The following is a 26478-nucleotide window of genomic DNA, read 5'->3' as shown; positions in this document are numbered from 1 at the left end:
GCCTGGGGCCAAGCGTCGCACGCGCCCGGTCGCGGGGCGTCTCAGAAGCGGCGGGAGAGGGCCAGTTCGAACCGCCGGCGCCGCGGGTCGGCATAGGTGTTGTAGTCGCCGACCCCGTTCTTGAAGATGCTGGGGCTCCTGTCGAACAGGTTGCGGACGCCCAGGCGGATCTCGCTGGCGCCGGTCCGCCAGGCGCCGGCCAGATCGACATAGACCTGGGCCGGCACGGTGCGGACCTCGCCGTAGCCCGACGGCGTGCGGAAGGTCCCGTCGAACTGGGCGCTGGCGGCCAGGGTCCAGGCGCCCCGCCGCCAGGTCGCGCCGCCATAGCCGCGCCATTCCAGCGGCGCCTGGTAGTCGCCTGTCAGCGCTGTCCAGCCTTCGCCGGGCCGGAGCTTCCGGCGAAAACTCGGCTGCCAGACGACCGAGCCGCGCAGGTCGAGCCGGCCGCCAGCCGCGGCGAACCCGTGGCGCAGCTCGCCGCTGACCAGTTCGGTTTCCAGCTTGGCGCTGTTCATCGCCCGGCCGTCGATCTCCAGCACGCGCCCGACCGTGTAGCCCCGGGCGATGTCGGCCGCCGTCGGCGGCGCGCGCGACACCCGGCCCAGCTGCGGATTGGCCAGCAGGTAGCTCATCGAGAGCTCGCCGGTCAGGCCGTAGAAGCCGTCGCGCTTGAGCAGCCGGGTGTAGTCGAGCGAGGCGCGCAGGCTGGACCCCGGCGGCTGGACGACCATGCCGACCGTGACGCTTTCGGCGCGTTCGGGCTTCAGGGCGGGCGAGCTGCCGTACATGTAGACGAAGTAGCGGCCGCTCCCGACGGTGTCGCCCGGCCGTCCGGGGTCGGCGTAGAGGATGCCCGGAATGGTCAGGCGCGAGGTGATCAGCTCGCTCGCGGTCGGGGCCAGTGCCCCGGTGGCGGCGCTGGCGCGCAGCATCACGGCCTCGACCGGAAACGCCCGCGCGCCGGCGGTCCAGGTCCAGACCTCGTGGCGCGAGCGGACCAGCGGCGGGTCTTCGATCATGGCCAGGGCCGGCGCCCAGGCCTTGCTGTCGTCGAGCCGGATCGAGGCCTGCAGCTCCAGGCCCGCCAGACCCGGCGGGGCGTTCTCGTGGCGGAAGATCGGCGCGTTGGCCTCGGCGTACAGCGAAGCGACGGTCTGCCGGGCCCCGACCAGGGTGTGGTCCGAGATGGCCTGGTCGCCCAGAACCGTGGCCTCGACCACGTCGCCGATGCGCTCGTCGCGCCAGTCGGCCGCCAGGGTCAGGTTGGCCGGGCCCGCCGGCAGCTGGATGGCGGGGCCGGCGGCCCGCGCGGAGAGGTTGGAAAAGCGGTTCGACTGGCGGATGCGCTTGATCGAGTCGACGCGATAGAGACCCAGCACCGACTGCAGCGCGTCGTAGTCGGCGAACGGATCGATCACGGGGCGGTTCAGGCCTTCCTCGCCCCAGACGAAGCTGTAGTTCAGGTCTGGCTGCGTGGAGCGCCGGTGCTGCTTCACCCGCACCTTTCCGACGCCGGTCGAGGCGTCGAGGTTCACCCGCCAGCCGCGCGGCGCCTCGATGATCGCCCCGGCGGTCAGCCGCTGGACGAGGGTGCGTTCCTGGTTCTTCTGGTCGTAGGAATCGAACGGGACCGAGACCAGGATGTCCTGCTGGAAGGGGTTGGTCGGCGCGTCGGCGCCGACGAAGTAGGACCGGCTGACGGGACTGGTCAGGCCCTCGCCCTCGGTCTCCAGGTGCAGGAAGTCGAGATAGGTTTCGACGCCGAACAGCGCGCGGCGGATGCTGGCCGTGATCGCCGTCGAGCGCGCGCCGTTCAGCAGGCTGGCGTCGCCGCTGCTGGCGTCGGGGCCAAGGCCGCGCGACAGGGCGCCGGCGCCCTGCAGGGCCAGGCGCTGGAAGTCGCCCGGCGCATAGCGCAGGGGCAGGGTGGTGAGGTTCGAGCCGAGGCTGACACCGGCGTCGGTCACCAGGGGCTGGCCCGTATAGCTCATGACGTTGCGGCCGTCCGAAGCGGCCGACAGCACCTCATAGGCCGTGCGCGCGTCGGACTTGGCGCGGTAGCGGGTGGTGAAATCGCGCTGGATCACCCGCAGCGGCTCGCGCGTCGAGGTCGAGAAACCGGCCGAGACCTCGGTGCGGCCGCCGTCGGGCGAGAAGCCCAGGCGCGCCTCCAGGCGGCCCTGGCCGGCGTCGCCGCGCGAGGACAGGCCGGCGATCGCGGTGGCCTCGCCGCCCTCGTGATCGCGCCTGAGCACGATGTTGACCACGCCGCCCAGGGCGCCCAGGCCATAGATGCCGCCGGCCGAGGCCGGGATGGTCTCGATGCGCTCGATCGCCCCCAGGGGCAGGGCGTTGATGTCGGGCTGGCGGAAGAACGAGCCGTCCAGCCCCGGCAGGCGCGGCAGCCGCCGGCCGTCGACCAGCACCAGGGTCTGGTTGGGGCCAAGGCCCAGCAGGTCCAGTTCCGAGCGGGCCGCGCCCGGCCGGGCCTGGGCGGGCGAGACGGCCGCGGCGTCGGCCAGCACGCGGTCGCGCAGGAAGCTTCCGGCCTCGCCGGCCTGGGACAGGGCGATCTCTTCGGTCGTGTGCACGGCGTAGGGCTGCACCCCGTTCTCCAGCCGCCGCAGGTCGCCGTTGAGGGCGCGCCGGCCCAGCACCAGGATCTCCGGCACGGTGGTGACCGCGTCCGAAGCCGGCGCGGCCGTCGCCGAGGGCGCGGACGCCAGCACGTAGACGCCGTCGGCGGTGCGGCGCGCCACCAGGCCCGTGCCCTCGAGCAGCCGGTCGAGGGCGGCTTCCACCGACATCCGGCCGCGCGCCCGGCCCGAGCGCTTGCCGGCCGTCAGGCCGGAGGCGAACAGGAATTCGGCGCCCGATTGCCGGGCCAGTTGGCGCAGGGCGGACGACAGGTCCTGGCGGTCGACGTCTATCGCGGGCGCGGCGACGGCGGGCGCGGCGATCGCCGCGGCCAGCACGCTCGCCAGTCCAAGCCGTCCCCGCATGTCGCGTCCCCCGCCACCTTCGGTTCTCCGGATCGACACGATCCATATTGCGACGCTAGGTAACGTTGTTATTCGAGGGCGCAAGCCGGGATGCGGGCGGTGGTGAAAATTCGATGGGGACGATGAGGATTTCGCCCGCTGCGACGTATTCTAGAAGAGACCCGCCGCTCGACCGCCCGGCCGAGGGCCGACGCGGGCGGCGTGGAGCGTAAGGTGGCGGCTGTCCATCCTCAGTCGGCGGACGGTTCGAAGGCGGCGCAGGCCGATCCGGCGCGGGCGCTCGCCCTGCAGGCCGCGGTGACCGCCTTCTTCCGTCGCCGCCTGGGCGCCGACGCCGAGGTCGAGGACCTGGTCCAGGAGGTGTTCGTGCGCGCCGCCGACCAGATGGGCCTCGAGGACGAGGAATACGCCCGGGCCTACGTCTTCCGCACCGCCGCCAGCGTCTGGGCCGACCGGCACCGTCGGCGGCTGGCGCGGCGGGCCGACCAGCACGTGCCCTTTGATCCCGAGCGCCACGGCGAGACCGACGACGATCCGGTCGGCCGGCTGGACGCGCGCGAGACCCTGCGCGCGGCCACCGCCGCCCTGCTGACCCTGCCCGAGCGGACGCGGACGGTCTTCGTGCTGCGGCGGATCGAGGGCCTGACCGTGCGCGAGGTCGCCGGCCGGCTGGGCATTTCCGGCAGCGCCGTGGAGAAACACGTGGCCAAGGCGCTGGAGCGCCTGATCGCCCGGACGGGGGACCTGCGATGAGCGCCTATCCCCAGGACCTGGCCGAGATGGCCCTGCTGCCGCGCGACGAGGCCGCGGCGCTGCTGTGGCTGAACGCCGACGAGTCCGACCCCGCCCACGCCGCCGTGCTGGACGCGTGGCTGGACGAGGATCCCGAGAACCGCGCGGCCTGGCTGCGCGCCGAGGCGATCTGGAGCGGGCTGGAGGGCGGCGCGGGCGTCGCGCCCGAGGACGAAGCGACGGTGCGGGTCCTGCGCCGCCGGGCGATGAAGGCTTCGCGTCCGCTGTCGTCGCGCTGGATGGCGGCGGCGGCCGTGTTCGTCGTGGCCATCGGCGCGGGCCTGTGGCTGACGCAGCGGCCCATGCCGCAACCGCCGCCGCCCGTTGCGCAGGCCTCGGCGATGTTCGGCGAGCCCGACTTCGTCGCCGGCGACCAGCCGCTGGCCGTCGACCTGCCGGACGGCAGCAAGGCCAGCCTAGCCCCCGGCGCGGCCCTCGACCTGGCCTACGACCATGACGGCCGGGCGATGCGGCTGGTCAGGGGGCGGGCGTTCTTCGACGTGGTTCCCGACCGCGAGCGGCCGTTCACGGTCGAGGCTGGCGGCCGCAGGATCACGGCGCTGGGCACGCGCTTCGACGTGCGTCTCGACGAGGGGCCGCTGCGGGTGACCCTGGTCGAGGGCCAGGTGTCGGTGGCCCGCACGGTCGACGCTACAGACGGCCCGGGGCGGCCGGTGCTGCTGAAGGCCGGCGAGCGCCTGACGGCTGCCCAGGGCCGCGACGTCGTGGCGCCGGCGGACGCCGCCGAGGCGTCGGCATGGCGCGAGATCTCGATCACCTTCGAGGACCGTCCGCTTTCGGAGGTGGCGGCCGAGCTGAACCGCCACAGCGCCGCCAAGCTGATCATCGAGGATCCGAAGGTGGCGGCGCTGCGGGTGACGGGCCGGTTCCGCACCGGCGATCCGCAGCGCTTCCTGCGCACCCTGGCCCAGGTGCTGCCGGTGCGTGGCGAGGCCGCCGGGCCCGGCCGCTACCGGATCGTCCGCGCCGACTGAAACAGATTGGCGTAACGCCGGTGTGGGTTTTGCTCGCCGCTGCGTGTTCTCCCCCAGGGAGCCGGCCGTGCTCCCGACCAGGGGACGAGGCGATGGAACAGCAGCAGATCTGCGGCGAGCGGGCGTCGGCCAGGGTCGGCGCCCTGCTGGAGGAAATCCAGCAGCGGCTGTGCGACGACGTCGAGGGCGCGCGACGGCTGATCGACCAGGCGATCCAGGTGCTGCAGGCCCCGGCGGTCGCCGGCCCGACGCGCACCGGCGGGCTGGCGCCGTGGCAGGCCCGGCGGGTCGCCCGCTATATCGACGAGAACCTAGAGCGCGCCCTGACCGTGGCCGAGCTGGCGGCCGTCGGCGGCGTGCGTCCCGGCTATTTCGGCAAGGCCTTCAAGAGCAGCTTCGGCGTCAGCCCGCACGCCATGGTGCTGCAGCGGCGCGTGGCGCGGGCCAAGATCCTGATCGCCGAGGGCGACGATCCGCTCAAGGACATCGCTCTGGCCTGCGGCTTTTCCGACCAGTCGCACCTGACCAACCGCTTCCACCGCCTGGCGGGCATGACCCCGGCGGCCTGGCGGCGGCTGCACGCCGCGCCGGTGTTTCACGTTCGCGACGACGATCGCGGCGGCTGCGTCCAACTCGACCGGCGCGCGCGGGCCTAGGCTTTCGACCGTTCACCCCTGCCTTCGAGGTCTTTCATGAACGCCGTCGCTTCCATCCATCACGCCGTTTCCGCCCCCAACCAGTTCGTCGAGGTTAGCGGCCGCACCCTGGCCTATCGCTCGATCGGCGAGGGCCGGCCGCTCCTGCTGTGCACCCGGTTCCGGGGCACGATGGACGTCTGGGATCCGGCCTTCCTCGACGGCCTGGCCGACGAGGGCTTCCGCGTCATCACCTTCGACTATTCGGGCCTTGGCCTGTCGACCGGCCAGCCGACCTACAATCCCGCCGAGATGGTCCGCGACCCGATCGACCTGATGGCGGCGCTGGACCTGGGCGAGGTGGTGCTCGGCGGCTGGTCGCTGGGCGGCCTGGTCGCCCAGGTGGCCCTGGCCGTCGCCGGCGAGCGGATCAGCCACCTGGTGCTGATCGGCACCAATCCGCCAGGCCATATGGTCAAGCCGTCCGAGCAGCTGTTCTACGACACCGCCGTCATCGAGCACTACGCGCTGAAGGAAGAAGAGATCCTGTTCTTCGAGCCGAAGTCGGAGGCCAGCCGCAAGGCCGCCGCCGAGTCCGCGGCCCGGATCGCCGAACGGACCGAGGGCCGCTCGCCGCCGGTGCCGATCGCCTTCGCCCGCGCCAACATCGGCGACGGCCCCAGGAACCCGATCTTTCCCGCCGACGCGGTGCTTGAGGTGCTGAAGACCACGACCAAGCCGATCCTGCACCTGGGCGGCGACCACGACATCATCTTCCCGGTCGAGAACTGGTACGCCCTGAACCAGATGCTGCCGACGCTGCAGCTGATCACCTATCCCTCGGCCGGACACGGCCCGCAGCACCAGTATCCGCGCGCCTCGGCCGAGCATGTCGGCAGCTTCGTGCGCTCGACCGGCTGAAGGTCAGGTCAGGTCAGGGCCGAGGCCTGGCGCCGTTCGCGGCGCCAGGCGTTGGGCGGCGCGCCCTCCCGTCGCCGGAACACGCGCGACAGATGGGCCTGGTCGCTGAAGCCGCAGGTGACGGCGATGCCGCACAGGGGCCCGTTGGTGGTCAGCATGATCCGCTTGGCGCGGGTCAGGCGGCGCTCGACGACGTATTTCTGCGGCGACAGGCCGAAGGTCGTCTTGAAGGCGCGCGAGAAGTAGGACGGGCTGAGGCGCGTGGCGCGCGCCAGGTCGACGACGCGGATCGTCGTCTCCAGCTGGCGCTCCACATAGGCGGCCGCCCGGCTGGCCTGCCACGGCGCCAGGCCCGCCGGGCGGCCGCCCGCGAAGGCGCCGGGCGACGCGAGGCCGCCCGGTTCCGGATCGTGTAAGCACATCGAAGGATCAGCGGGTGATCTTGCCGGGCAGGCTGAGGTCGCCCGAGGCCACGTCGAAGATGTCGGAGATGCACAGCAGCGGCGCGTGCAGGTTGGCGTTGACCTTCAGGGCCGAGGTGACGCCGTCGAACTTCACGCCCTCGACCGCGCCGATGACGCTGGCCGGTACGGTGACCTCGACGGTGTCGGTGGCCAGGGTGGTGGGGTAGGTCGGGCTGTCGATCAGCAGCGGCACGCCGGGCCAGGTGGCCGGCACCTTGGGCTTGGTCCCCGCGGGAATGTCGCGCACCTTCAGCGCGCCCTTGCCGCAGGCGTCGTCGGGAACCAGCACCACCCAGTGCGGATGCCAGACGTGGCGGTTGACCCCGCCATAGGCCGCGTCGTCGAAGTCGGGATGGAAGGTCACCGCCAGCGCCAGTATGCCCTGGCCGCCCTCGAACCCGACGCTGGAGCTGTCGAGCGAGGTCGGCCAGACATAGCTCCACACCGCGCTGCCGGCGAACTGGCCGGTCGCCTTGGGCTTCATCTCGCCGGCCTTGCCGCGCACCTGCACGCGGAAGACCACGTCCGGCCCGACGCTTTTCACCTGGGTGCGGACGATGTCGAAGGACGCCATCACCGCGTCCTTGGTCGGCGAGACCACGTCCTGGGCGATGGCGGGGGCGGAAAGAAGAGCCGTCGCGGCGACGGCGAGGCTTAGCGTGCGGAGCATGGGCGATCTCGATCGAGACGCCGCGACGAGGCGCGGCCGGGAACGCCAAGGTTCCACGGCCGCGCTTTTCCGCCTTGGATCGGGCGGAGGCCTATTTCTTCAAATCCGGAGGATCAGTCCGCCAGCCAGGCGTCCAGGTCCTTCAGCGCCCGGATGCTCATCAGCCGCTTCTTGGCGCGGCCGCGTTCCTTCAGCGGGATCTTCTTGCCGTCCTCGTCGACCTTGGGGGCTTCGAGCGGCGGCAGCAGGCCGTAGTTGATGTTCATCGGCTGGAAGCTGCCGCCTTCCAGGTGGCCGCCGGTGATGTGCTCCACGAGGGCGCCCAGGGCGGTGGTCGGGGGCGGGGCCTCCAGGCTCTGGCCCTTGCGCTCGGCGGCGGCGAAGCGCCCGGCCAGCAGGCCGATGGCGGCGCTTTCGACATAGCCCTCGACGCCCGTGACCTGGCCGGCGAAGCGCATGCGCGGGGCGACTTTCATGCGCAGGCCCTTGTCGAGCAGCTTGGGCGAATTGATGAAGGTGTTGCGGTGCAGGCCGCCCAGCCGCGCGAACTGGGCGTTCTCCAGGCCCGGGATCATGCGGAAGGTCTCGGCCTGGACGCCGTGCTTCAGCTTGGTCTGGAAGCCGACCATGTTCCACAGCGTGCCCAGGGCGTTGTCCTGGCGCAGCTGGACGATGGCGTAGGACTTCACGGTCGGGTCGCGCGGGTTGGTCAGGCCGACGGGCTTCATGGGCCCATGGCGCAGGGTCTCGCGGCCGCGCTCGGCCATCACCTCGATCGGCAGGCAGCCGTCGAAATAGGGGACGTTCTCCCACTCCTTGAACTCGGCCTTGGGGCCTTCGAGCAGGGCGTCGATGAAGGCCTCGTACTGCTCCTTGTTCATGGGGCAGTTGATGTAGGCGGCCGCGTCGCCGCCAGGGCCTTCCTTGTCGTAGCGCGACTGGCGCCAGGCCTTGTCCATGTCGATGGATTCGAGGTGGATGATCGGCGCGATGGCGTCGAAGAACGACAGCTGGCCTTCGCCCGACAGGTCGAGCACCGCCTGGGCCAGGGCCGGCGAGGTCAGCGGGCCGGTGGCGACGATGACGCTGTCCCATTCCTCGGGCGGCAGACCGGCGATCTCCTCGCGGGCGATGGTCACCAGCGGATGGGCTTCCAGGCGGCGCGTGACCTCCTGCGAGAAGCCGTCGCGGTCGACCGCCAGGGCGCCGCCGGCCGGCACCTGATGCTGGTCGGCCGCGGACATGATGATCGAGTCGCAGCGTCGCATCTCGGCGTGCAGCAGGCCCACGGCGTTGAACTGCCAGTCGTCCGAGCGGAACGAGTTGGAGCACACCATTTCGGCCAGGCCGTCGGTCTGGTGGGCGTCGGTGGTGACTTTGCCGGCCGCGTCGTCGCGGCGCATCTCGTGCAGGATGACGGGAACGCCGGCCTGGGCGATCTGCCAGGCGGCCTCGGAACCGGCGAGGCCGCCGCCGATCACGTGAATGGGGGAGGTGGTCATGGCGCCCTCATACCTCCGCCCTCGCCAAGACGGAACCACCGTGTAAGCTCGTCTTGGGCGAGTATGGGGTTCTGGGGGTCTTCAGGTGGCGAAGAAGTTCTCTGCGGCGTCGGCCGCGGTGTCGGGCTGGGCGCTGATCGGCCGCCAGCCGCTGTCGGTGGCCGCGTGGAGCGGGGTGATCCTGCTGGGCCTGTTCCTGCCGGCGGCGCTGCTCTGCCTGCCGGCCATCGACCCGTTCGTCGAGATGATCCGGGCCGCGCCGCGGACCCCCGATCCGCAGAGCGACGAGATGATGGCCCGCATCGTCGCGCTGCAGAGCCGCCTCAGCCTGATCAACATCGGCATGATGGCCGTCCAGGTGGTCGCGCCGGCCATCGTCATGGCCGGCGCCTTCCGGGTGGTGCTGCGCCCGGACGAGCGGCGCGGCTTCTTCCTGCGCGTCGGCGCGGCCGAGGGCTGGATGATGCTGGTGAGCCTGGTCCTGAGCTTCGGCGCCAACATCGCCGCCATCGCGGCCATGCTGCCGGGCGTGCTGCTGGGCCTGGTCGGATTCCTGGTGATGGCGATCGGCGGCGACACCGAGGCCGGAGCGGTGGTCGGCGTCGTGGTCGGCGTGCTGGGCGTGATCGTCGGCGAGATCACGCTGCTGTGGGCGCTGCTGCGGCTGTCGATGGCCCTGCCGATGACCTTCGCCGAGCGGCGCTTCATGCTGTTCGAATCCTGGGCCCTGACCAAGGGCCAGAGCCTGCGGCTGCTGGGAATGCTGTTGCTGCTTGGGCTGACCCTGGTGATCGTCCAGATCGTCGTCGGCGTGGTCGTGATCGGCGTCGTGGCGCTGGTTGGTCCTGGGCTGGCCAAGACCCTGCCGGCCGCGCGCTCGGCGGCGGACGTGCTGCGCCAGATCTGGCCGATCCTGGCCGCGGCCGTTCCGCTGGCGGCGATCCTGCAGACGGTGGTGCTGGTGGTCTGCGCGACGCCCCTGGCCAGCGTCTACCGCTCGCTGAAGGCCGCCGACGAGGCCGAGGCGGCCGCCTGACAGCGACCTTCCCGCCACGGCCCGGCAAAATCCGCGACCACGGGCGCGCGACTCGTCGTTTGATGCGGTCTCGCGCGCTAGGATGGCGTCGGCTGTTCTGAAGGATCTGGAACCACATGGGCGAGGCCTCGATCGCGATCGGCGCGACGGCGCGAGCCGGCATCGCCGGCGTGACCCGTCTGACGCCGCGCACCTGGGCGGCGTTGGCCGCCGCCTGCCTCGTCGGTCTGGTCGGACGCTACCTGGGCGGGGCCTTCGTGCTGCTCGCCGACTTCGTCGCCGCCGCCCTGGCCTACGGGGCGCTCTACCGCGCCGCCTTCGACGGGCCGGCCGGACTGGCGGGCCTGCGCTGCGGGCGGGAAGAGGCGCTGATGGCGGCCGTCCAGCTGTTGCTGGGCCTGGTGTTCCTGGTGGTCATCGCGGTGCTGCTGGTGGTGGTCGGGGCCGTGGCCCTGGGCGTCGCCCGCGCCGCCGCGCCCGGGTTCGACGCCACCTCGTCCGAGGCCTGGCGGGCGGCGCTGTCGGGACCGCTGGCCGCCTTCGCCGCCAGCCTGGCGCCGCTGGCCAGCCTGGCCGTGCTGGCGTGGCTGGCCGCGCGCCTGGCCCTGGCCCCGGCCGCCTCGATCGCCGCCGGCCGCCTGCAGGTGCTCAGCGCCTTCGACCTGACCAAGGGGCGGGCCGGGCTGCTGGTGGCCCTGGGCCTGGTCTTCTACCTGCCCAGCGTGCTGATCGCCGCCAGCGGCAAGGCGGCCTTCGACGGCGCCGGCGCGTTCCTGGTGCAGGCCGCCGCCGTGGGCCTCTACTATTTCTGTGTCGCTCCCGCCTGGACGGCGGCCTGCGTCCACGTCTACAGACACGCTCCGAGCTTGGCCGTCGCCCAGCCGCCAGAAGCCTGACCATGATCGCCTTGTCGCCCGTCGCCGCCGCCCTCGAAGGGCCGCGCACCATGCGCCGCCACCCCGTGTCCCTGCTGATCTGGGGCGGGCTGTATCTGGCGTCGCTGATCCTGCTGTCGTTGCTGCTGGTGGCGGTGTTCGGCGACGAGGTGCGGCGCGACCTGGCCCAGACCCGGTTCACGGCCGACCCGCGCGAGGTGCTGCAGCTGATCTCGCACCTGGGCGGGGCCATGGCTCTGATCATCCTGCTGGCCGCGGCCATGAGCGCGGTGCTGGCCGGGGCGATCCTGCGGTCGGTGATGCATCCCGAGCAGAGCCAGGGCGCCTATCTGCGCCTGGGCGCCGACGAGGTCCGCCTGTTCGTGGTCGCCCTCATCGCCTGGGCCACGGCGCTGTTCGTCACCGCCATTCCCAGCGGCGCCCTGACCCTGCTGACCGCCACGGTGGCCGGCGCGGGTGCGCGCGGCCTGTCGGCCTGGATCGCCTTCCTCGGCGGCCTGGCGGTGATCGGCCTGTCGATGTGGGTGGGCGTGCGCCTGTCGCTGCTGTCGCCGCAGACCTTCGCCGAGGGCCGCATCAACGTGCGCGAGTCCTGGGTGCTGACCCACGGCCATTTCTGGGGCCTGCTGGGGATGTTCGTGCTGAACCTGCTGATGGCGCTGGGCGCGACCATGGCGATGACGCTGGTCGGCGGCCTGCTGACCGGCCTGATCGCCCTGATCGGCGGCGGCACCAAGCTGTTCGTGATCCTGGGCCTTCTGGTGAACCTGATCATCGCGCCGCTGATCGTCACGGTCCAGATCGTGATCCTGACCGCCGGCCCGGCCCGCGCCTACCGGCAGCTGCATCCCGATATTTGAGCGCGGGACCTGTCGTTCCGGCCCGAAGCTTGTTACCCCTTGGATCACTAGGGTTTGCAAGGGGCTAAGATGAAGACCTTCTCGGCGACGGACGCGGCCATTTCCGGCTTCGGTCTCGTGCGCGAGCATCCCAAGGCCGTGGGGGCCTGGGTGCTGATCTCGACCATCGTATCGGCCGTGGTGGCGGTGATCACCGTGGGCCTGTTCGGTCCGCAGCTGGAGGCCTTCGCCGACCTCAGCCAGACCAACGCCCAGCCTGATCCGGCCGAGACCCTGCGGATGATGGGCGGGCTGCTGCCGGCCATGCTGTGCTCGATGGTCTACAGCGTCGCCTTCTACTCGGTGCTGATGGCGGCGATCTATCGCGCGACGCTGCGTCCGGCCGACAGCGGCCAGGCCTATCTGCGCTTCGGCGCGGACGAGCTGCGCCAGGCCGGCGTGTCCATCCTGATGGTCCTGCTGTTCTTCGCGGCCTATATCGGCATCGTCCTGGTGCTGGCGCTGAGCATCGGCATCCTGGCGGCGGTCTCCAAGCCCGTGGGCGGTCTGGCCGCCCTGGTCCTGCTGCCGGTCGGCCTGGGCGCGCTGATCTACTTCGCCGTCCGACTGTCGCTGGCCAACGTGCTGACCTTCTCCAAGGGCAAGATCGACATCTTCGGCTCCATGGCCCTGACGAAGGGCCGCTTCTGGCCGATGTTCGGCGCCTATGTCGTGGCCACCATCCTGGCCGTCGTCGTCTACCTGCTGCTGTTCCTGATCGTGACCCTGCTGGGCGGCGCGCTCAGCGGCTTCAACATGGACAACCTCGGCGTGCTGATGCAGTCGCAGACCACGTCGCTGGAAAGCCTGATGACGCCGACCGGCATTCTCAGCCTGGCCGTCGGCGGCCTGATCGCGGTGCTGACCAGCGTGACGATCTACACGCCCTCGGCCTTCATCTACCGCGAGATCGCCCTCGGCGCCGAAACCGCGAGCGACACCTTCGCCTGACCTGGCGTCTGGCTGGGCGCCTGACCGGGCGTCCGGTCGGCGGCGGAGCCCTTCAGAAGGAAAGGCCGGCGGATCGCTCCGCCGGCCTTTCTCGTTTCCGCGATCCTCGCCGCGCCGCTCAGGCGCGCTTGGACTTCTTGAGGTCGCTCACGCGGGCCTGGCGGCGCTCCTCGTGCTTGGCCAGCAGCTCCTTGAGGTACCTGCCGGTCCAGCTGGCCTCGACCTCGGCCACGTCCTGGGGCGAGCCCACGGCGACGATCTGGCCGCCGCCGTCGCCGCCCTCCGGACCGAAGTCCAGCAGCCAGTCGGCGGTCTTCACCACGTCGAGGTTATGCTCGATGACCACCACGGTGTTGCCCTGGTCGACCAGCTCGTGCAGCACCTCGAGCAGCTTCTTGGTGTCCTCGAAGTGCAGGCCGGTGGTCGGCTCGTCGAGGATGTAGAGCGTGCGGCCGGTGGCGCGCTTGGACAGTTCCTTGGACAGCTTCACACGCTGGGCCTCGCCGCCCGACAGGGTCGTCGCCTGCTGGCCCACCTTGATGTAGCTGAGGCCCACGCGCTTGAGGGTCTCCATCTTGTCGCGGATCGGCGGCACGGCCTTGAAGAAGTCGGCGGCCTCCTCGACCGTCATGTCCAGCACGTCGGCGATGGTCTTGCCCTTGAACAGCACGTCCAGGGTCTCGCGGTTGTAGCGCTTGCCCTTGCAGATGTCGCAGGTGACGTAGACGTCGGGCAGGAAGTGCATCTCGATCTTGATGACGCCGTCGCCCTGGCAGGCCTCGCAGCGGCCGCCCTTGACGTTGAACGAGAACCGCCCCGGGCCGTAGCCGCGCGCCTTGCTCTCCGGCAGTTGGGCGAACCAGTCGCGGATCGGGCCGAAGGCGCCGGTATAGGTCGCCGGGTTCGAGCGCGGAGTGCGGCCGATCGGGCTCTGGTCGATGTCGATGACCTTGTCGAAGTTCTCCAGGCCCTCGATCCGCTCGTGCGCCGCCGGAGCGTCCGAAGCGTTGTTCAGGCGGCGCGCGGCGGCCTTGTACAGGGTCTCGATGGTGAAGGTCGACTTGCCGCCGCCCGACACCCCGGTGATGCAGGTGAAGGTGCCGACCGGGATCGCCCCGGTGACATCCTTCAGATTGTTGCCCTTGGCGCCGATGACCTTGAGCATCTTCTTCTTGTTGATCGGCCGGCGCTCCTCGGGCACCGCGATCTCGCGCGCGCCGGTCAGGTACTGGCCGGTGACGCTGGCCGGATTGGCCATGATCTCGGCGGGCTTGCCCTGGGCGACGATCTCGCCGCCGTGGACGCCGGCGGCCGGGCCCATGTCGATCACGTAGTCGGCGGTGAGGATGGCTTCCTCGTCGTGCTCGACCACCAGCACCGAGTTGCCCAGGTCGCGCAGGCCCTGCAGCGACTGCAGCAGGCGGGTGTTGTCGCGCTGGTGCAGGCCGATCGACGGCTCGTCCAGCACGTACAGCACGCCAGTCAGGCCGCTGCCGATCTGGCTGGCCAGGCGGATGCGCTGGCTCTCGCCGCCCGACAGGGTGCCCGAACCGCGCGACAGGTTGAGATAGTCCAGGCCGACGTCGACCAGGAACCGCAGGCGGTCGTTGATCTCCTTCAGGATCCGCCGGGCGATCTCCAGCTGCTTGTCGGAGAGGTGGCCCTCCAGGGCGCTGAACCAGTCGCGGGCCGGACGGATGGCCAGGTTCGAAACGGCGGCGATGTCCAGGCCGTGCACCTTCACGGCCAGGGCCTCGGGCTTCAGGCGCTTGCCGCCGCAGGCCTCGCACGGGGTGTCGGACTGGTAGCGGCCGAGCTCTTCACGCACCCAGCTCGAGTCGGTCTCGCGCCAGCGGCGTTCCAGGTTCGGCAGCACGCCCTCGAACGGCTTGTCGACCTCGTACTTGCGGGCGTTGTCGTCGTAGGTGAACTTGATCTTCTCGCCCTTGGAGCCGTCCAGCACCACGGCGCGGGCCTTTTCCGGCAGCTTGTACCAGGGCTCGTCCATCGAGAAGCCGTAGTGGCGCGCCAGGGCCTGCAGGGTCTGGGTGTAGAGCGGCGAAGGACCCTTGGCCCAAGGCGCGACGGCGCCCTTGTGCAGGCTCTTGTCCTTGTCGGGGATGATCAGGTCGGCGTCGAAGGCCAGCTTCGCGCCCAGGCCGTCGCAGGTGGGGCAGGCGCCGGCCGGGTTGTTGAACGAGAACAGCCGCGGCTCGATCTCGGCGATGGTGAAGCCGCTGACCGGGCAGGCGAAGCGTTCGGAGAACAGCAGCCGCCTGGGCTCCTTCTCGCCTTCCTCGATGGTCGCCCATTCGGCCACGGCCAGACCGTCGGCCAGGCGCAGGGCCTGCTCCAGACTGTCGGCCAGGCGCTGCTCCATGCCGGCCTTGGTCACCACGCGGTCCACGACCACGTCGATGTCGTGCTTGAACTTCTTGTCGAGCGCCGGGGCGTCCTCGATCGGATAGTACTCGCCGTCGATCTTCAACCGCTGGAAGCCGGCCTTCTGCCACTCGGCGATCTCCTTTTTGTACTCGCCCTTGCGGTCGCGAACGACGGGGGCCAGCAGATAGAGGCGCGTGCCTTCGGGCAGGGCGGTGATCTTGTCGACCATCTGGCTGATGGTCTGGCTCTCGATCGGCAGGCCGGTCGCGGGCGAGTAGGGCACGCCTACCCGCGCCCACAGCAGGCGCATGTAGTCGTGGATCTCGGTCACCGTACCGACGGTCGAGCGCGGGTTGCGCGAGGTCGTCTTCTGCTCGATCGAGATGGCCGGCGACAGGCCCTCGATCAAATCCACGTCCGGCTTGCTCATCAGTTCCAGGAACTGGCGGGCGTAGGCCGACAGGCTCTCGACGTAGCGGCGCTGGCCCTCGGCATAGATCGTGTCGAAGGCCAGCGAGCTCTTGCCCGAGCCCGACAGGCCGGTCAGCACGACCAGCTCGCCGCGCGGAATGTCGACGCTGACGTCCTTGAGATTGTGCTCGCGGGCGCCGCGGACGCGGATGAAGTTCAGTTGCTCGGCCATGGTGTCCGGAACGCTCGAAGGTCGGATTGGGAGCCGCGTGGGAGTGCGGCGCAGCGGCTATATGTAGGGTTCTGGCGCGGCATTAACACAAGAACAAGATGCGAACAAATGCCGCAGCCATCCTGCTGCCAATCCTGCTGACACCAGATGTCAGCAGCGGGCCCGCGCCGAGGGCGCAAAGCGGGCGCCGCGCGGTCGAATTTCCGACGCCATCGAAGCGTGAGCATTCGCCGTCGAGCAATCTTCGGTGGCGGGGCGATGGGGCGGGGGCGACGCGAGGCCGGACGGTGGGCGATCGCGGCGCCGGCGGGGCTGGCGGCCAACCTGCTGCTGATCGGCCTGCTGTCGCTGGTCGAGCGCGCCGCGCCGCCCGTGGAGCCGCCGTCGATGATCGTCGAGCTGGACCGGACGGAGGAGGACGAGCCGCCTCGGTCGGCCTCGAAACGCAGCGCCAGGGCGGCGTCCTCGCCCGCCTCGCCGCCGGCGCCGCCGCCGCGGGGCGAAGCCGAAGGGGCCGCGACGCCAGGGGAGGCCGAAGGCGCGTCGTCGGCCGGGCAGGCCGGTCCGGCCGCTCCCCGGATCGATCCCGCGTGGCGCGTCGATCCCAGGGCGGTCGATCGGTGGAAGCTGACCGAGGGCAATCCTGACTTCCGCTGGGGCCGCTATCATCGCGCCTGCAAGGGCCTCAGCAGCGAGCACCTGACCGACGAGGAGAAGGACCGCTGCTGGGGCGGTTTCGCGGCCAAGGCGCCGCCGACGCAGCTGGGGCCGTCGGGCCGCGCCCCGCGTCCGCCGTCGCGCTTCGACGCCCAGGCGCGCCAGCAAGAGCCCTGTCGCGGCTATCGCGGCTCGGTCACGCCGGGATCGAAGTCGAGCTCCGTGCTCGGCTTCGGCGGCGTCGCCGATCCGCCGCGCCTGCGCGACGGCGGGTGCTGAGGCCCCGCTTGCCCAACGGCGCTCGACCCTCTACATCCGCCGCTCCACCCCTGATGGAGGCCGCCATGATCAGCCAGACGGAAGACCGCTTCGTCCTTCCCGTTTCCCTGCTCGTGGTTTCCCATGCCTGCCCCCATCCCGTCATACGTCACGCTGGACTCCGTTTCCGCAGCCGCGCCTGACGGGCGCGTCCTCTTCGAAAACCTGAACCTGTCGGTCGGCGCCGAGCGCGTCGGCCTCGTCGGTCGCAACGGTGCGGGCAAGTCGACCTTGCTGGCGCTGATCGCCGGCGCGCGTGATCCGCTGGCCGGGACCATCGCCCGCGCCGGAACGATCGGCGTGCTCGACCAGACGCCGGACCTGCCCGACGGCGCGATCCTGGCCGACCGGCTGGGCGTCGGCGAGGCCTGGCGTCGCCTGTCGCGCATCGAGGCCGGGCAGGGCGACGACACCGACTTCGCCGAGGCCGACTGGAGCCTGCCGTCGCGCCTGGAGGAAGTTCTGGCGCAGGTCGGTCTGTCGGGCCTGGATCCCGACCGTCCGGCGGCGGCGCTCAGCGGCGGCCAGCAGACCCGCGCGGGCCTGGCCGCCCTGCTCCTGGCCGCGCCGGACCTGATCCTGCTGGACGAGCCGACCAACCATCTCGACGCCGGGGCGCGCGACCTGGTCGGCGAAGTGCTGGCCCGCTGGAAAGGCGGGGCGATCGTCGCCAGCCACGACCGCGCCCTGCTGCGCGGCATGGACCGCATCGTCGAGATCTCCAGCCTGGGCGCAGCCAGCTACGGCGGCGGCTACGACCTCTACGCCGAGCGCAAGGCCGCCGAGGTCGAGGTCGCCGGCCGGGCGCTGGACAGCGCCGAGCGCGACGAGCGCCGCGCCGCCCGCGAGGCCCAGGCCGCCGTCGAGCGCAAGGCCCGCCGCGACGCCGCCGGCAAGCGCTTCGCCGCCAGGGGATCCGAGCCCAAGATCCTGCTCGGCGCCCGGGCCGAGCGCGCCGAGAACACTGGCGGCAAGGAGCGCCGTCTGGCCGAGCGGCTGCAAGCCGGCGCCCGCGAGGCGGTCGAGACGGCCCAGGCCCGGGTCGAGCGCGCCCGCACCCTGGGCTTCGACCTGCCGCCGACGGGCCTGCCGGTCGGCAAGCTCGTGCTGGCCATGGAGGACGTGACCTTCGCCTGGCCGGACCGGCCGCCGGTGCTGGCCGGCGTGAACCTGCGCATCGCCGGACCCGAGCGGGTGGCCGTGCGCGGTCCCAACGGCGCGGGCAAGTCGACCCTGCTGAACCTGGCCGCCGGGGTGCTGACGCCGACGGCGGGGACGGTCACGCGGGGCGTTCCGGCGGTGATGCTCGACCAGTCGCCGGCGATCCTGGGCGATGACGAGACGCTGCTGGCGGCCTTCCTGCGCCTGCATCCCAGCGCCGACCGCAACCTGGCCCAGGCGGCCCTGGCCCGCTTTCTGTTCCGCAACAGCGCCGCCGACCGGCTGGCGGGCTCCTTGAGCGGCGGCGAACGCCTGCGCGCGGCCCTGGCCTGCGTGCTGGCCGGCCCGACCCCGCCGCAGCTGCTGATCCTCGACGAGCCGACCAACCACCTGGACCTGGATTCAGTGGCGGCGGTGGAGGCGGCGCTCTCCGGCTACGACGGCGCGCTGCTGGTGGTCAGCCACGACGAGGACTTCCTGGCCGGGATCGGGGTCGAGCGGGCGGTGGGGCTGTAACCGCTTGGGCGGCGGCCCCCTCCGGCCCTCCGGGCCACCTCCCCCAGCGGGGGAGGATCTTGGCGCTTCTGATGCTCCCCCTCTGGGGGAGTTGTCGCGGAGCGACTGAGGGGGCCGCCGAAGGCGCCTACCGCGAAAGCCGCCCCTTCACCTCGGCGATCAGCTCCTCAAGCGTGCCGACCTGCTTCACCCCGTACTTCTGCGCGGTGATGTCGACATTGCCCTTGCGCCAGAAGCCCTCCGGGCACAGCACCACCAGCTTTCCGGTGCGGGCGTGCAGGCCCATCTCCAGCAAGCTGATGGGCGCCTGCGAGCCGGGCGTCAGGTAGAGCACGATGACGTCGGCGCTCTCCAGGGCGGCCAGCTCCCATTCGACCTGGCGGCGGAATTCCGGCTCTTCGGCGACCGGCTTCCAGGCCGGGTTCCAGTCGGGACGGCGCGGGTTGAGGATCACCACGTCCTGGTCGGCCAGGGCGGCGATCATCTGGCTCTGCCAGTCGACGGCCTTGCCCATGTCGATGCTGCCGCCCAGGAACACCCGCGGCCTGTCGTGCGCGGCGGGCAACGCTTCCGGCGAAGTGACCACGGTCGGCGCGGCCAGGGCGGCGGTCGAGGCGGCGAGGCTCAGGGCGGCGGTGAGAACGGCGGCGCGGATCATGGCGCGGTTCTACGCCGGACGCACGCGGGCGGCCACGAAACTCGACGGAACGATGATTTCAAGGGGAGTAGTGGCGGTGAGAGAGGGATTCGAACCCTCGATAGAGTTTCCCCTATACACGCGTTCCAGGCGTGCGCCTTCAACCACTCGGCCACCTCACCAGCGCACTCGGGTCGGGGGCGGTTGAAACCCCCGGCGCGGGAAGGGGCGCAATATACTCAGGCAGCGACTCGTAGCAAGCGCCGTTACGGGATGAAAACGAGCCTGCGACGACTTATATCGGCGGGCAAGGAACTCCCGCCTCCGAAAGGCCCCGCCATGCTGTTCAAGAAGTCCCTCGAGATGCCGACCATCGACACCGCCCTGCCGGGTCGTGAAGCCGCGATCCCGACCGCGCAGACCCATTTCGTCAACGGCGCGCCCCTGAAGGGCCCTTATGCCGACGGCCTGGAGACGGCCGTGTTCGCCATGGGCTGCTTCTGGGGCGTCGAGCGCGTGTTCTGGAAGGTTCCGGGCGTGCTGGTCACCGCCGCCGGCTACGCGGCGGGGATCACGCCCAACCCGACCTACGAAGAGGTCTGCTCGGGCCGCACCGGTCACACCGAAGTGGTGCTGGTGGTGTTCGACCCCAAGGTCGTCACCTACGAGGCCCTGCTGAAGGTGTTCTGGGAGAACCACGACCCGACCCAGGGCATGCGCCAGGGCAACGACATCGGCACCCAGTACCGTTCGGGCATCTACGCGACCAACGACGCCCAGGCCGCCGCGGCCGTGGCTTCGAAGGAGGCCTACCAGGTCGCGCTGTCGGCCCAGGGCCTGGGCGACATCACCACCGAGATCGCCGCCGCCGGCCCGTTCTACTTCGCCGAGGACTATCACCAGCAGTACCTGGCCAAGAACCCGGGCGGCTATTGCGGCATCGGCGGCACGGGCGTGACCTGCCCGATCGGCGTGGGCGTCGAGGCCTGATGAGCCCCGAGGCCTTCCACGCCGCCGCCCTGGCGCTGCCCGGCGCCACGATGACCGTCCAGTGGGGCGACGACCAGGTCTACAAGGTCGGCGACAAGATGTTCGCCGTCATGGGGCCGGGCGCCGCCCAGGGCGGGGTGTCGTTCAAGGTCTCGGATGTCGCCTTCGAGGTGCTGACCGAAACGGGGCGGGCGATCCCCGCGCCGTACCTGGCCCGCGCCAAGTGGGTGAAGCTGGACGACCTGGCGTCCTTCGACGACGCCGAGGTCGCCGACTGGCTGCAGACCGCCCACGCCCTGGTCGCGGCCAAGCTGACGAAGAAGAAGCGGGCGGAGCTGGGGCTTTAGCCTGGCCGCCTTCGGCGGCCCCTCAGTCGCTCCGCGACAGCTCCCCAGAGGGGGAGCATCTGCTCGGTTAGATCCTCCCCCTCTGGGGAGGTGGCCCGGAGGGCCGGAGGGGGTCTTTCCTGGACTAGATCCGATCCTCCGGCGGCTCCTGCGCGCCGTTGCGCATGTGCGGGCCATGCACCACCGGCTGGCGCTCGAGGATCTGGCGGACCTTGCGCACGGCCACCGAGGCGCGGCTGCGGCGCTGGCGCCAGACCAGCAGCACCAGGGCCCCGATGCTGGCGGTCAGGAAGGCGATCGGGCCCAGCAGCCAGGCGGCGGCCGCCAGGGCGAAGTAGTAGCCGCGCACCCCGGCGTTGAACGCCGACAGGGCCGGGTTGAGGATGCCGCCGGCGGCCTCGGCATATTCGGCCAGCACGGCGGGCGGGGCCCACATCGGCGTCGCGCCGATGGCGGCCAGGCAGTAGTTCATCTGGCGCAGCGCCCAGATGAAGTCGAGCAGGCCCCGGGCCAGGGTCAGCAGCACCAGGCCCAGCTTGATCTGGAACATCACCGGCGTGGTCTCGGCCAGCACCTTGAGGCCCTCGACGCTCTTCAGCGCCGCGTCGCCGCCGAACAGCACGCCGGCCGCCGCCGCGATCAGGATCAGGTTCGACGAGGCGAAGAAGCTGGCCGAGTTGATGGCGTGGCCCAGCAGCTGGCCGTCCAGCAGGGCGACCTCGCGCACCGCCATCTCGGTCATCCACCGGCGGCGGATCACCGTCATGTCGGTGTTGATCAGGTTCTTGCCCTGGCCCAGGCGCCGCAGCAGCGGCTCGTAGAACAGCCAGGCGAAGACGAAGAGGCCCAGGGCCAGGATGTCGAGAATCGGCATGGAGGACGCTGCGAAGGAACGGGAGTCGACGACAGGGGATATCGGGCGGGGCGCGCCGGTCAATCCTCGGCGATCAGGCTGTGCCTGGCGGTGTCGCGCAGCAGCACCGAGACGACGAGCCCCACGGTCATGATCGCGGCGACATAGAGGTAGAAGCCGCGCTCGATCCCGCCGTGCTTGAACGCCAGCCCGACCATCTCCGCGGTGCCGCCGAACAGCACGTTGGCCACGGCGTAGGGCAGGGCTACGCCCAGGGCGCGAACGTGGGCGGGAAACAGCTCGGCCTTCACCACGGCGCTGATCGAGGTGTAGCCCGACTGGAAGGTCATGCCGACGACGATCAGGGCCAGGGCCGCGCCTATGGAGTCGGTGGCGGCGATCCCGCTCATGACCGGCCAGATGGTCAGGGCCCCGCCGGCATAGGCTGCGATCAGCAGCGGCTTGCGGCCCACCTTGTCCGACAGCCAGCCGGCCAACGGCTGCATCAGCATGAAGACGATCATGCTGATCGCGCTGATCTCGGAGGCGGCGGTCTTGTCGAACCCGGCCGTGTTGACCAGGAACTTCTGCATGTAGGTGGTGTAGACGTAGAAGGTCAGCGAGCCGCCGGCGGTCAGGCCCATGATCATCAGGGTCTCGCGCGGGTGGCGGCGCAGCAGCGGCGCGATCAGGGTGGCGAAGAAGGCGACCAGGAAGCCGCCGGCCAGCACCTGGGGCAGGAGGCCCGGCCGCGCCAGCGCCCAGCCGCCGGCCGCCAGGGTCAGCACGAACAACAGGCTGGCGAGGTTGCGCTGGGACGAGCCGATGCGCTCGGCCGGCTTGTCGGCGGCCTTGAACGAGGCGCTTTCGTCCAGCCCCCGGCGGATCCAGAACACAACCACGGCCAGGAGGGCGCCGATCACGAACGGGATGCGCCAGCCCCAGGCGGCCAGGTCGTCCTCGTGCAGCACGCGCTGCAGCACGATCAGCACGCCCAGCGCGATCAGCTGGCCAGCGATCAGGGTTACGTAGTGGAAGCTGGACCAGAAGCCGCGGCGGCTCCTGCCGGCCATCTCGCTCATGTAGGTGGCGCTGGCGCCGTATTCGCCGCCGACCGACAGCCCCTGCAGCACCCGGGCGATCAGCAGCACGGCCGGCGCGGCCAGGCCGATGGTCTTGTAGTCGGGGGTGAGGGCGATGATCAGGGCGCCGGCGCACATCAGCGACACCGAGACGCTCAGCGCCGCGCGGCGTCCGGAGCGGTCGGCGTAGTGGCCCATCAGCCAGGCGCCGACCGGACGGGCCACGAACCCCAGGAAGAACACCGCCGCCGCCTGCAGCAGCTGCACGGTCTGGTCGCCCTTGGGGAAGAAGTGCGGGGCGAAATAGAGGGTGAAGGCGGCGTAGGCGAACCAGTCGTACCACTCGACCAGGTTGCCCGCCGAGCCGCCGAGGATCGCCCGGGCGCGCTGGCCCGGAGTCAGGGTCACGGCGGCTGGCGGCGGCGCGGCGGCGTCGGTCATGCGTGCTCCCCTCGTCGGCCCGAGGCCGTCGAGGGGAGCTTAGGCGCGTTTATCGCCGTCGACCAAGCGTCGGCGTCAGATCCTGCCGATCAGCACGAGGATGATGATGATGACCAGCACGAGGCCGAGACCGCCGCTGGGGAAGTAGCCCCACGAACGGCTGTGGCCCCAGGTGGGCAGGGCGCCGATCAGCGCCAGGATCAGGATGATGATGAGAATCGTGCCGAGCATTCGCGTCTCCCATGCGTGCCGGCGAACCGCGTTCGGATCGCCTGATGTCGGGGAGGGAATGCGACGCCTGCGGCTACGGTTCCGGGATCACCCCCCGGGCGCGTCGCTGGCCTTGCGCAAACCGTTGGCCCAGAGGGCGCCGATCACCGCGCCCTTGACGCGGGGCAGCAGCATCAGGGTCAGGGCCGCCAGCGGCAGGATGGTCAGCGGCGCGACCAGCCACGGCGAGGCCTGCCAGATGAACGGGAACAGCAACAGCGGGGCCACGAACAGGTGGCCGACGATCAGGATCGTGAAATAGGCCGGGCCGTCGTCGGCCGGATAGGCGGCCAGGTGATGGCCGCACGCCTCGCAGTCGAACTCGACCTTCAGGTAGCGCGAATACAGCTTGCCCTCGCCGCAGTTGGGGCAGCGGTGGCGAACACCTCGTTTCATGCCGGTGAGGACGCTGGGTACGGGTCGGTCGGTCATGGCGTCCATATGACTCCGGCGACGCTTGGTGCAAATGGCGCTTTCGGTCGCATGTGCGCTTTAAATGCAGATATTCGACCCGTGAGAAGGTGGTCGTTGAAAGAATTCATCCTCCGCGATCATCGCGTGCGAATGAATTTGCCGGCAAGGTTAATGCCTGGCGGCTTCCGGTTAAGCTTTTGACGTCGAACGACGTCATGCGACTTACTTGCCGCGACGGGGGCGAACCTGGCGCGGCATTGCGGCGAGTATGCGGCGGCCGGCGCGCTTGCCTTGCGACAAAGCGCGCGGCCCAGGGCTGATCGCCTACTTGGCGTCGCGGGCGGTGTCGGCGACCGCGCGGCCGGCGGCCGAGACGTCGCGGCCGACGCCTTCGATGGTGTTGCAGGCCGAGACCAGCAGGGCGGCCGCGGCGGCGGCGAGGACGATGATCTTGCGCATGCTTGTTCCCCAAATGAAAAGGCGCGCGGAGCTTAGCCGCCCCGCGCGCCGCTTCAAGGTCGAGTTCTCGACCAAATTAGGGCGATCAGCGGATCCGGCGGATCGAGCTGACGCGGTCGTTCATGTCGCGCGGGAACACGCCCATGTCGGCCGACACCCGCCAGCAGCGCCCGCGATAGTAGGCGTCGTCGCACAGCTCCCACTCGCCCCGACGGATCTGGATCGACGAGGCCCTGTCGTTGAAGCCGATCTGCACGAAGTCGGGCATGTCGCCACGCACCTCGTAGGCGCGGCCGCCGTAGCCGGCGTGTTCGAAGATCACGGCGTCGGCGCCGCGACCGCCGCCCCAGCCGGGGCCGCCCGGACCGCCGGGGCCGCCGGGACGGCCGCCGCCCCGGGTGCAGACCAGGCGGCCGTCCTGGTTCTCCATCTCGCGGCAGTCGGCGCTGGCGGTCGACCACTGCCAGCGGCCTCGGCGGTCGCGGCACTCGGCGGTGATCTCGCCGCGGCGGACGTTGATGTTGCGGCAGCTCTGCTCGTAGGAGCCGCGAGGACGGTCTTCGTAGCGGTCGCCGCGCCCCGGGCCCTGGGCGAGGGCGGGGGCGGCCGTGGCGGCGAGGGCGCTCGTCGCGGCGATCAGGGCGGGGGCGGTGCGCATGGCGAGGGTCTCCCGAAAGGCCGGCGTCGAGGCCGGTTGATGCGGCCAAGCTAGTATCGCCTCGCGTGAACGTCACCTGAATGAAAACCTTGTAACGAAAGGGGCTCGTCGAACGGCGCCTTGAGAAGGCCGCGCTTGATCGCCATTCTCACGGCCATGCGTATCGCCGTTCTCGCCCTTCCTGTCCTGGCCGCCCTCGCCGTCGCGGGTGGCGCGCTCGCCCAGCAGTCGCGGCCCGAGCCGACCCCGGTGTCGCCGGTGACGGTGATGCCGCCGACCCAGCCGCCGAAGGTGACCGCCACCTGGCCGGCGGCGGGGCAGGCGGTGGCCCCGGGAATCCTGATCCTTAAGGTCAGCTTCGACCAGAAGATGCTGCCCAATGCCTGGAACTACGCGGCCGTCGCCGGTGGCGAGAAGCCCGAATGCGTTCGCGCGCCGCGTCTGCTGAACGACGGCCGGACCTTCGTCCTGCTGTGCAGCACCAAGCCGGGCAAGAGCTACGCGGTGGCCTTCAACGGCGTGCGCGAGGGCGGCTTCGCCAACGAGGCCGAGAACCCGGCGCTGAGCGCCGAACTGGCCTTCACCACCAGCAGGGATCCGTCGGTCTACACGCTCAGATCGGCCATGAAGGCCGCCAGCCTGAAGGACGACGAGGGGCCCGTGCAGGAAGCGCCCAAGCTTGTCGCCACGACCCCGTGAGGTCGTGATCACGCGTTGTTTCGGAACCGTTACAAACCGGGCTGCGTTGGTTGATCGGGCAGGGGCCCTCCGACGGAGCGCATCATGAAGACCAAGTTTGCTTACCTCGCCGCCGCCGCGACCCTTTCGCTGGCTGGCGCCGCCTACGCTCAAGACGCCACCCAGCCGCCGGCCGATCCGGCCGCCGCGCAACCGCCGGCCGCCAGCACGCAGCCGCCGGCCGACACCACCACGCCTTCCACCACCCCGCCGGCTGACAGCAGCGCCGCGGCCGCCAGCTCGGCCGGCACGCCGTCGTCCGCCAACGTCTCGACCGACGTCGCGGTCGGCACCGAGATCAAGGATCCGGCCGGCGCCGTGGTCGGCACGGTCAGCGGCACCTCGACGGGCGCCGACGGCTCGGCCAACGTCGTGGTCGCCAGCGGCGACAAGAAGTTCGCCCTGCCCAAGGCCAGCCTGAGCGCCGGCGCCGACGGCAGCGTCAGCACCACGGCCACCAAGGCCCAGATCGACGCGGCCCTGGCCGGCGCGGCCGCCCCCAAGTAACGGGGCGAGCGGGGCGCGACTGACAGCGTCCCTTCTTCCGAACACGCACGAGGCCCGCCCGGCATTGCCGAGCGGGCCTCACGCTGCTAGCGATGCAGCGTAAACTTCGGCGGTCTCCGCCACTCCGCTGAGATGAGGTGTGTCGGATGGCTCCGGCCAGGAAATCCAAGGGGCGCAGTTCGGGCGCCCTGTTCTGGGATCTGTTGACCTTCGACCGACTGGTGACCGGGCCGGTCATCCACCTGATCTACTGGGCGGGCCTGGGCGTCGTGGCCCTGTTCGCCTTCTCCGTCGTCGGCGCGGCCGTGGGCCTGGCGCTGAAGGAGCGGGGCGTGGCCTCGCTGCTGCTGGCCTTCCCGGTGCTGATCGCCGGCCTGCTGGTCGCCGCCGGCATGGTGCTGCTGTGGCGCGCCTTCTGCGAGTTCTACGTCGCCGTCTTCCGCATCAGCGAGGACCTGCGCGCCCTGCGCCAGGCCAACGACGCCGACCACGCCGTGGCCACCAGCGTGCGCGGCCCGGGCGGCTGAGGACGTCCGCGCCACGCGCGGTTAAGTATCCCTCGGTGACCTGAAAGCTGCTTCCCTCGTCCCTGTGGCGAGGGTCCATGTCTGCAATCGCTCAAGCCTTGGCCACCCC

27 protein-coding genes, 1 tRNA gene and 1 pseudogene are annotated in these 26478 nt (G+C 70.9%); 16 read left to right on the top strand and 13 right to left on the bottom strand.

Features of this window, described 5'->3' with window-relative positions; genetic code table 11:
- Positions 1-41: 41 nt before the first annotated feature.
- Positions 42-3005, bottom strand: coding sequence for a TonB-dependent receptor (locus C1707_RS00975; RefSeq protein ID WP_101712289.1), 2964 nt, complete (start codon positions 3003-3005; stop codon positions 42-44).
- Between the two features lie 213 nt (positions 3006-3218).
- On the opposite strand from C1707_RS00975, the gene C1707_RS00970 reads away from it, so the two are divergent.
- The 4 genes from C1707_RS00970 (at position 3219) to C1707_RS00955 (ending at position 6348) form a co-directional block, all read left to right on the top strand.
- Positions 3219-3758 carry an RNA polymerase sigma factor gene (locus C1707_RS00970; RefSeq protein ID WP_164467239.1) on the top strand — a complete coding sequence of 180 codons (540 nt, stop codon included), beginning with the start codon at positions 3219-3221 and terminating at the stop codon, positions 3756-3758.
- The gene (locus tag C1707_RS00965; protein WP_101712291.1) at positions 3755-4792 is read left to right on the top strand and encodes a FecR family protein; all 1038 of its coding nucleotides are present in this window, start codon (positions 3755-3757) and stop codon (positions 4790-4792) included. The genes C1707_RS00970 and C1707_RS00965 overlap by 4 nt, the downstream gene beginning before the upstream one ends.
- Positions 4793-4884: 92 nt before the next feature.
- Entirely contained in the window at positions 4885-5448 is a 564-nt protein-coding gene (locus C1707_RS00960; protein WP_101712292.1) for a helix-turn-helix transcriptional regulator, read from the top strand.
- 36 nt (positions 5449-5484) lie between these two features.
- Positions 5485-6348, top strand: a complete 864-nt coding sequence (locus C1707_RS00955) for an alpha/beta fold hydrolase (RefSeq protein ID WP_101712293.1) — start codon at positions 5485-5487, stop codon at positions 6346-6348.
- Positions 6349-6356: 8 nt separating this feature from the next.
- On the opposite strand, the gene C1707_RS00950 is transcribed toward C1707_RS00955, so the two are convergent.
- The 3 genes from C1707_RS00950 to trmFO form a co-directional block, all read right to left on the bottom strand.
- Positions 6357-6770, bottom strand: coding sequence for a helix-turn-helix domain-containing protein (locus tag C1707_RS00950; protein WP_101712294.1), 414 nt, complete (start codon positions 6768-6770; stop codon positions 6357-6359).
- Positions 6771-6777: 7 nt separating this feature from the next.
- A complete protein-coding gene (locus C1707_RS00945) occupies positions 6778-7482 on the bottom strand; it encodes a hypothetical protein (protein WP_205686807.1) in 705 nt (234 codons plus the stop codon).
- A 113-nt stretch (positions 7483-7595) separates the two neighbouring features.
- Positions 7596-8984 (bottom strand): methylenetetrahydrofolate--tRNA-(uracil(54)-C(5))-methyltransferase (FADH(2)-oxidizing) TrmFO, encoded by a 1389-nt coding sequence (trmFO, locus tag C1707_RS00940; RefSeq protein ID WP_101712295.1) that lies wholly within the window; start codon positions 8982-8984, stop codon positions 7596-7598.
- Between the two features lie 85 nt (positions 8985-9069).
- On the opposite strand from trmFO, the gene C1707_RS00935 reads away from it, so the two are divergent.
- The 4 genes from C1707_RS00935 (at position 9070) to C1707_RS00920 (ending at position 12766) form a co-directional block, all read left to right on the top strand.
- Positions 9070-10020 (top strand): hypothetical protein, encoded by a 951-nt coding sequence (locus C1707_RS00935; RefSeq protein WP_101712296.1) that lies wholly within the window; start codon positions 9070-9072, stop codon positions 10018-10020.
- Positions 10021-10136: 116 nt separating this feature from the next.
- The gene (locus C1707_RS25900) at positions 10137-10916 is read left to right on the top strand and encodes a hypothetical protein (RefSeq protein ID WP_101712297.1); all 780 of its coding nucleotides are present in this window, start codon (positions 10137-10139) and stop codon (positions 10914-10916) included.
- 2 nt (positions 10917-10918) lie between these two features.
- Entirely contained in the window at positions 10919-11776 is an 858-nt protein-coding gene (locus tag C1707_RS00925) for a hypothetical protein (RefSeq protein ID WP_240633836.1), read from the top strand.
- A 69-nt stretch (positions 11777-11845) separates the two neighbouring features.
- Positions 11846-12766 carry a hypothetical protein gene (locus C1707_RS00920; protein ID WP_101712298.1) on the top strand — a complete coding sequence of 307 codons (921 nt, stop codon included), beginning with the start codon at positions 11846-11848 and terminating at the stop codon, positions 12764-12766.
- Positions 12767-12884: 118 nt separating this feature from the next.
- Here C1707_RS00920 and uvrA read toward each other — a convergent pair whose 3' ends face one another.
- A complete protein-coding gene (uvrA, locus tag C1707_RS00915) occupies positions 12885-15794 on the bottom strand; it encodes an excinuclease ABC subunit UvrA (RefSeq protein WP_101712299.1) in 2910 nt (969 codons plus the stop codon).
- Positions 15795-16052: 258 nt separating this feature from the next.
- On the opposite strand from uvrA, the gene C1707_RS25895 reads away from it, so the two are divergent.
- From C1707_RS25895 to C1707_RS27080, 3 genes and pseudogenes are all read left to right on the top strand, one after another.
- Positions 16053-16730 (top strand): hypothetical protein, encoded by a 678-nt coding sequence (locus C1707_RS25895; protein WP_164467238.1) that lies wholly within the window; start codon positions 16053-16055, stop codon positions 16728-16730.
- A 123-nt stretch (positions 16731-16853) separates the two neighbouring features.
- Positions 16854-17357, top strand: a pseudogene (locus tag C1707_RS27085) (ATP-binding cassette domain-containing protein); the annotation flags it as partial.
- A gap of 111 nt (positions 17358-17468) precedes the next feature.
- A complete protein-coding gene (locus C1707_RS27080) occupies positions 17469-18446 on the top strand; it encodes an ATP-binding cassette domain-containing protein (protein WP_420808270.1) in 978 nt (325 codons plus the stop codon).
- A gap of 127 nt (positions 18447-18573) precedes the next feature.
- Here C1707_RS27080 and C1707_RS00895 read toward each other — a convergent pair whose 3' ends face one another.
- Together C1707_RS00895 and C1707_RS00890 are read right to left on the bottom strand one after the other, a co-directional pair.
- Positions 18574-19104, bottom strand: a complete 531-nt coding sequence (locus tag C1707_RS00895) for a nucleoside 2-deoxyribosyltransferase domain-containing protein (protein ID WP_101712301.1) — start codon at positions 19102-19104, stop codon at positions 18574-18576.
- Between the two features lie 71 nt (positions 19105-19175).
- Positions 19176-19265, bottom strand: a tRNA-Ser gene (locus C1707_RS00890).
- A 157-nt stretch (positions 19266-19422) separates the two neighbouring features.
- Here C1707_RS00890 and msrA point away from each other — a divergent pair.
- Both msrA and C1707_RS00880 read left to right on the top strand, forming a co-directional pair.
- Positions 19423-20073 (top strand): peptide-methionine (S)-S-oxide reductase MsrA, encoded by a 651-nt coding sequence (msrA, locus tag C1707_RS00885; RefSeq protein ID WP_101712302.1) that lies wholly within the window; start codon positions 19423-19425, stop codon positions 20071-20073.
- Positions 20073-20420, top strand: a complete 348-nt coding sequence (locus C1707_RS00880) for an MmcQ/YjbR family DNA-binding protein (RefSeq protein ID WP_101712303.1) — start codon at positions 20073-20075, stop codon at positions 20418-20420. Before msrA ends, C1707_RS00880 begins: the two co-directional genes overlap by 1 nt.
- 124 nt (positions 20421-20544) lie before the next feature.
- On the opposite strand, the gene C1707_RS00875 is transcribed toward C1707_RS00880, so the two are convergent.
- The 6 genes from C1707_RS00875 to C1707_RS00850 all read right to left on the bottom strand — a co-directional run bounded on the left by C1707_RS00875 (position 20545) and on the right by C1707_RS00850 (position 24597).
- Positions 20545-21294, bottom strand: coding sequence for a DUF599 domain-containing protein (locus C1707_RS00875; protein WP_101712304.1), 750 nt, complete (start codon positions 21292-21294; stop codon positions 20545-20547).
- Between the two features lie 59 nt (positions 21295-21353).
- Positions 21354-22796 carry an MFS transporter gene (locus tag C1707_RS00870; RefSeq protein WP_101712305.1) on the bottom strand — a complete coding sequence of 481 codons (1443 nt, stop codon included), beginning with the start codon at positions 22794-22796 and terminating at the stop codon, positions 21354-21356.
- Between the two features lie 75 nt (positions 22797-22871).
- Complete coding sequence (locus C1707_RS00865) at positions 22872-23027, bottom strand: DUF3309 family protein (protein ID WP_058347217.1); 156 nt, start codon at positions 23025-23027, stop codon at positions 22872-22874.
- An 87-nt stretch (positions 23028-23114) separates the two neighbouring features.
- On the bottom strand, positions 23115-23507 hold the full coding sequence (locus tag C1707_RS00860) for a DUF983 domain-containing protein (RefSeq protein ID WP_101712306.1): 393 nt from the start codon (positions 23505-23507) through the stop codon (positions 23115-23117).
- Between the two features lie 297 nt (positions 23508-23804).
- On the bottom strand, positions 23805-23939 hold the full coding sequence (locus C1707_RS00855) for an entericidin A/B family lipoprotein (protein ID WP_101712307.1): 135 nt from the start codon (positions 23937-23939) through the stop codon (positions 23805-23807).
- 85 nt (positions 23940-24024) lie between these two features.
- Positions 24025-24597, bottom strand: coding sequence for a beta/gamma crystallin-related protein (locus C1707_RS00850; protein ID WP_101712308.1), 573 nt, complete (start codon positions 24595-24597; stop codon positions 24025-24027).
- Between the two features lie 135 nt (positions 24598-24732).
- Here C1707_RS00850 and C1707_RS00845 point away from each other — a divergent pair, with 135 nt between their 5' ends.
- The 3 genes from C1707_RS00845 to C1707_RS00835 all read left to right on the top strand — a co-directional run bounded on the left by C1707_RS00845 (position 24733) and on the right by C1707_RS00835 (position 26369).
- Positions 24733-25296, top strand: a complete 564-nt coding sequence (locus C1707_RS00845) for an Ig-like domain-containing protein (RefSeq protein ID WP_338032076.1) — start codon at positions 24733-24735, stop codon at positions 25294-25296.
- Positions 25297-25380: 84 nt separating this feature from the next.
- Positions 25381-25842 carry a hypothetical protein gene (locus C1707_RS00840; RefSeq protein WP_101712309.1) on the top strand — a complete coding sequence of 154 codons (462 nt, stop codon included), beginning with the start codon at positions 25381-25383 and terminating at the stop codon, positions 25840-25842.
- A 146-nt stretch (positions 25843-25988) separates the two neighbouring features.
- On the top strand, positions 25989-26369 hold the full coding sequence (locus C1707_RS00835; protein WP_058347211.1) for a DUF4282 domain-containing protein: 381 nt from the start codon (positions 25989-25991) through the stop codon (positions 26367-26369).
- The last annotated feature ends 109 nt before the right edge of the window (positions 26370-26478 follow it).

The organism is Caulobacter flavus (genome assembly GCF_003722335.1).
In the GTDB taxonomy this organism is placed as follows: Bacteria; Pseudomonadota; Alphaproteobacteria; order Caulobacterales; family Caulobacteraceae; genus Caulobacter; species Caulobacter flavus.
Note: the sequence above shows the minus strand (reverse complement) of the source record. Positions and strands in the feature narration are given on the sequence as shown.

Excerpts from the sequence above, each read along its gene's own strand:
- C1707_RS00860 (WP_101712306.1), bottom strand. The coding sequence starts at position 23,507 with ATGGACGCCATGACCGACCGACCCGTACCCAGCGTCCTCACCGGCATG.
- C1707_RS00950 (WP_101712294.1), bottom strand. The coding sequence starts at position 6,770 with ATGTGCTTACACGATCCGGAACCGGGCGGCCTCGCGTCGCCCGGCGCC.
- msrA (WP_101712302.1), top strand. The coding sequence starts at position 19,423 with ATGCTGTTCAAGAAGTCCCTCGAGATGCCGACCATCGACACCGCCCTG.
- C1707_RS00965 (WP_101712291.1), top strand. The coding sequence starts at position 3,755 with ATGAGCGCCTATCCCCAGGACCTGGCCGAGATGGCCCTGCTGCCGCGC.
- C1707_RS27080 (WP_420808270.1), top strand. The coding sequence starts at position 17,469 with ATGGACCGCATCGTCGAGATCTCCAGCCTGGGCGCAGCCAGCTACGGC.
- C1707_RS00945 (WP_205686807.1), bottom strand. The coding sequence starts at position 7,482 with ATGCTCCGCACGCTAAGCCTCGCCGTCGCCGCGACGGCTCTTCTTTCC.
- C1707_RS00975 (WP_101712289.1), bottom strand. The coding sequence starts at position 3,005 with ATGCGGGGACGGCTTGGACTGGCGAGCGTGCTGGCCGCGGCGATCGCC.
- C1707_RS00955 (WP_101712293.1), top strand. The coding sequence starts at position 5,485 with ATGAACGCCGTCGCTTCCATCCATCACGCCGTTTCCGCCCCCAACCAG.
- C1707_RS00925 (WP_240633836.1), top strand. The coding sequence starts at position 10,919 with ATGATCGCCTTGTCGCCCGTCGCCGCCGCCCTCGAAGGGCCGCGCACC.
- C1707_RS00835 (WP_058347211.1), top strand. The coding sequence starts at position 25,989 with ATGGCTCCGGCCAGGAAATCCAAGGGGCGCAGTTCGGGCGCCCTGTTC.
- C1707_RS00920 (WP_101712298.1), top strand. The coding sequence starts at position 11,846 with ATGAAGACCTTCTCGGCGACGGACGCGGCCATTTCCGGCTTCGGTCTC.
- C1707_RS00880 (WP_101712303.1), top strand. The coding sequence starts at position 20,073 with ATGAGCCCCGAGGCCTTCCACGCCGCCGCCCTGGCGCTGCCCGGCGCC.
- uvrA (WP_101712299.1), bottom strand. The coding sequence starts at position 15,794 with ATGGCCGAGCAACTGAACTTCATCCGCGTCCGCGGCGCCCGCGAGCAC.
- C1707_RS00865 (WP_058347217.1), bottom strand. The coding sequence starts at position 23,027 with ATGCTCGGCACGATTCTCATCATCATCCTGATCCTGGCGCTGATCGGC.
- C1707_RS00895 (WP_101712301.1), bottom strand. The coding sequence starts at position 19,104 with ATGATCCGCGCCGCCGTTCTCACCGCCGCCCTGAGCCTCGCCGCCTCG.
- C1707_RS00855 (WP_101712307.1), bottom strand. The coding sequence starts at position 23,939 with ATGCGCAAGATCATCGTCCTCGCCGCCGCCGCGGCCGCCCTGCTGGTC.
- C1707_RS00840 (WP_101712309.1), top strand. The coding sequence starts at position 25,381 with ATGAAGACCAAGTTTGCTTACCTCGCCGCCGCCGCGACCCTTTCGCTG.
- C1707_RS25900 (WP_101712297.1), top strand. The coding sequence starts at position 10,137 with ATGGGCGAGGCCTCGATCGCGATCGGCGCGACGGCGCGAGCCGGCATC.
- trmFO (WP_101712295.1), bottom strand. The coding sequence starts at position 8,984 with ATGACCACCTCCCCCATTCACGTGATCGGCGGCGGCCTCGCCGGTTCC.
- C1707_RS25895 (WP_164467238.1), top strand. The coding sequence starts at position 16,053 with ATGGGGCGGGGGCGACGCGAGGCCGGACGGTGGGCGATCGCGGCGCCG.
- C1707_RS00870 (WP_101712305.1), bottom strand. The coding sequence starts at position 22,796 with ATGACCGACGCCGCCGCGCCGCCGCCAGCCGCCGTGACCCTGACTCCG.
- C1707_RS00875 (WP_101712304.1), bottom strand. The coding sequence starts at position 21,294 with ATGCCGATTCTCGACATCCTGGCCCTGGGCCTCTTCGTCTTCGCCTGG.
- C1707_RS00960 (WP_101712292.1), top strand. The coding sequence starts at position 4,885 with ATGGAACAGCAGCAGATCTGCGGCGAGCGGGCGTCGGCCAGGGTCGGC.
- C1707_RS00850 (WP_101712308.1), bottom strand. The coding sequence starts at position 24,597 with ATGCGCACCGCCCCCGCCCTGATCGCCGCGACGAGCGCCCTCGCCGCC.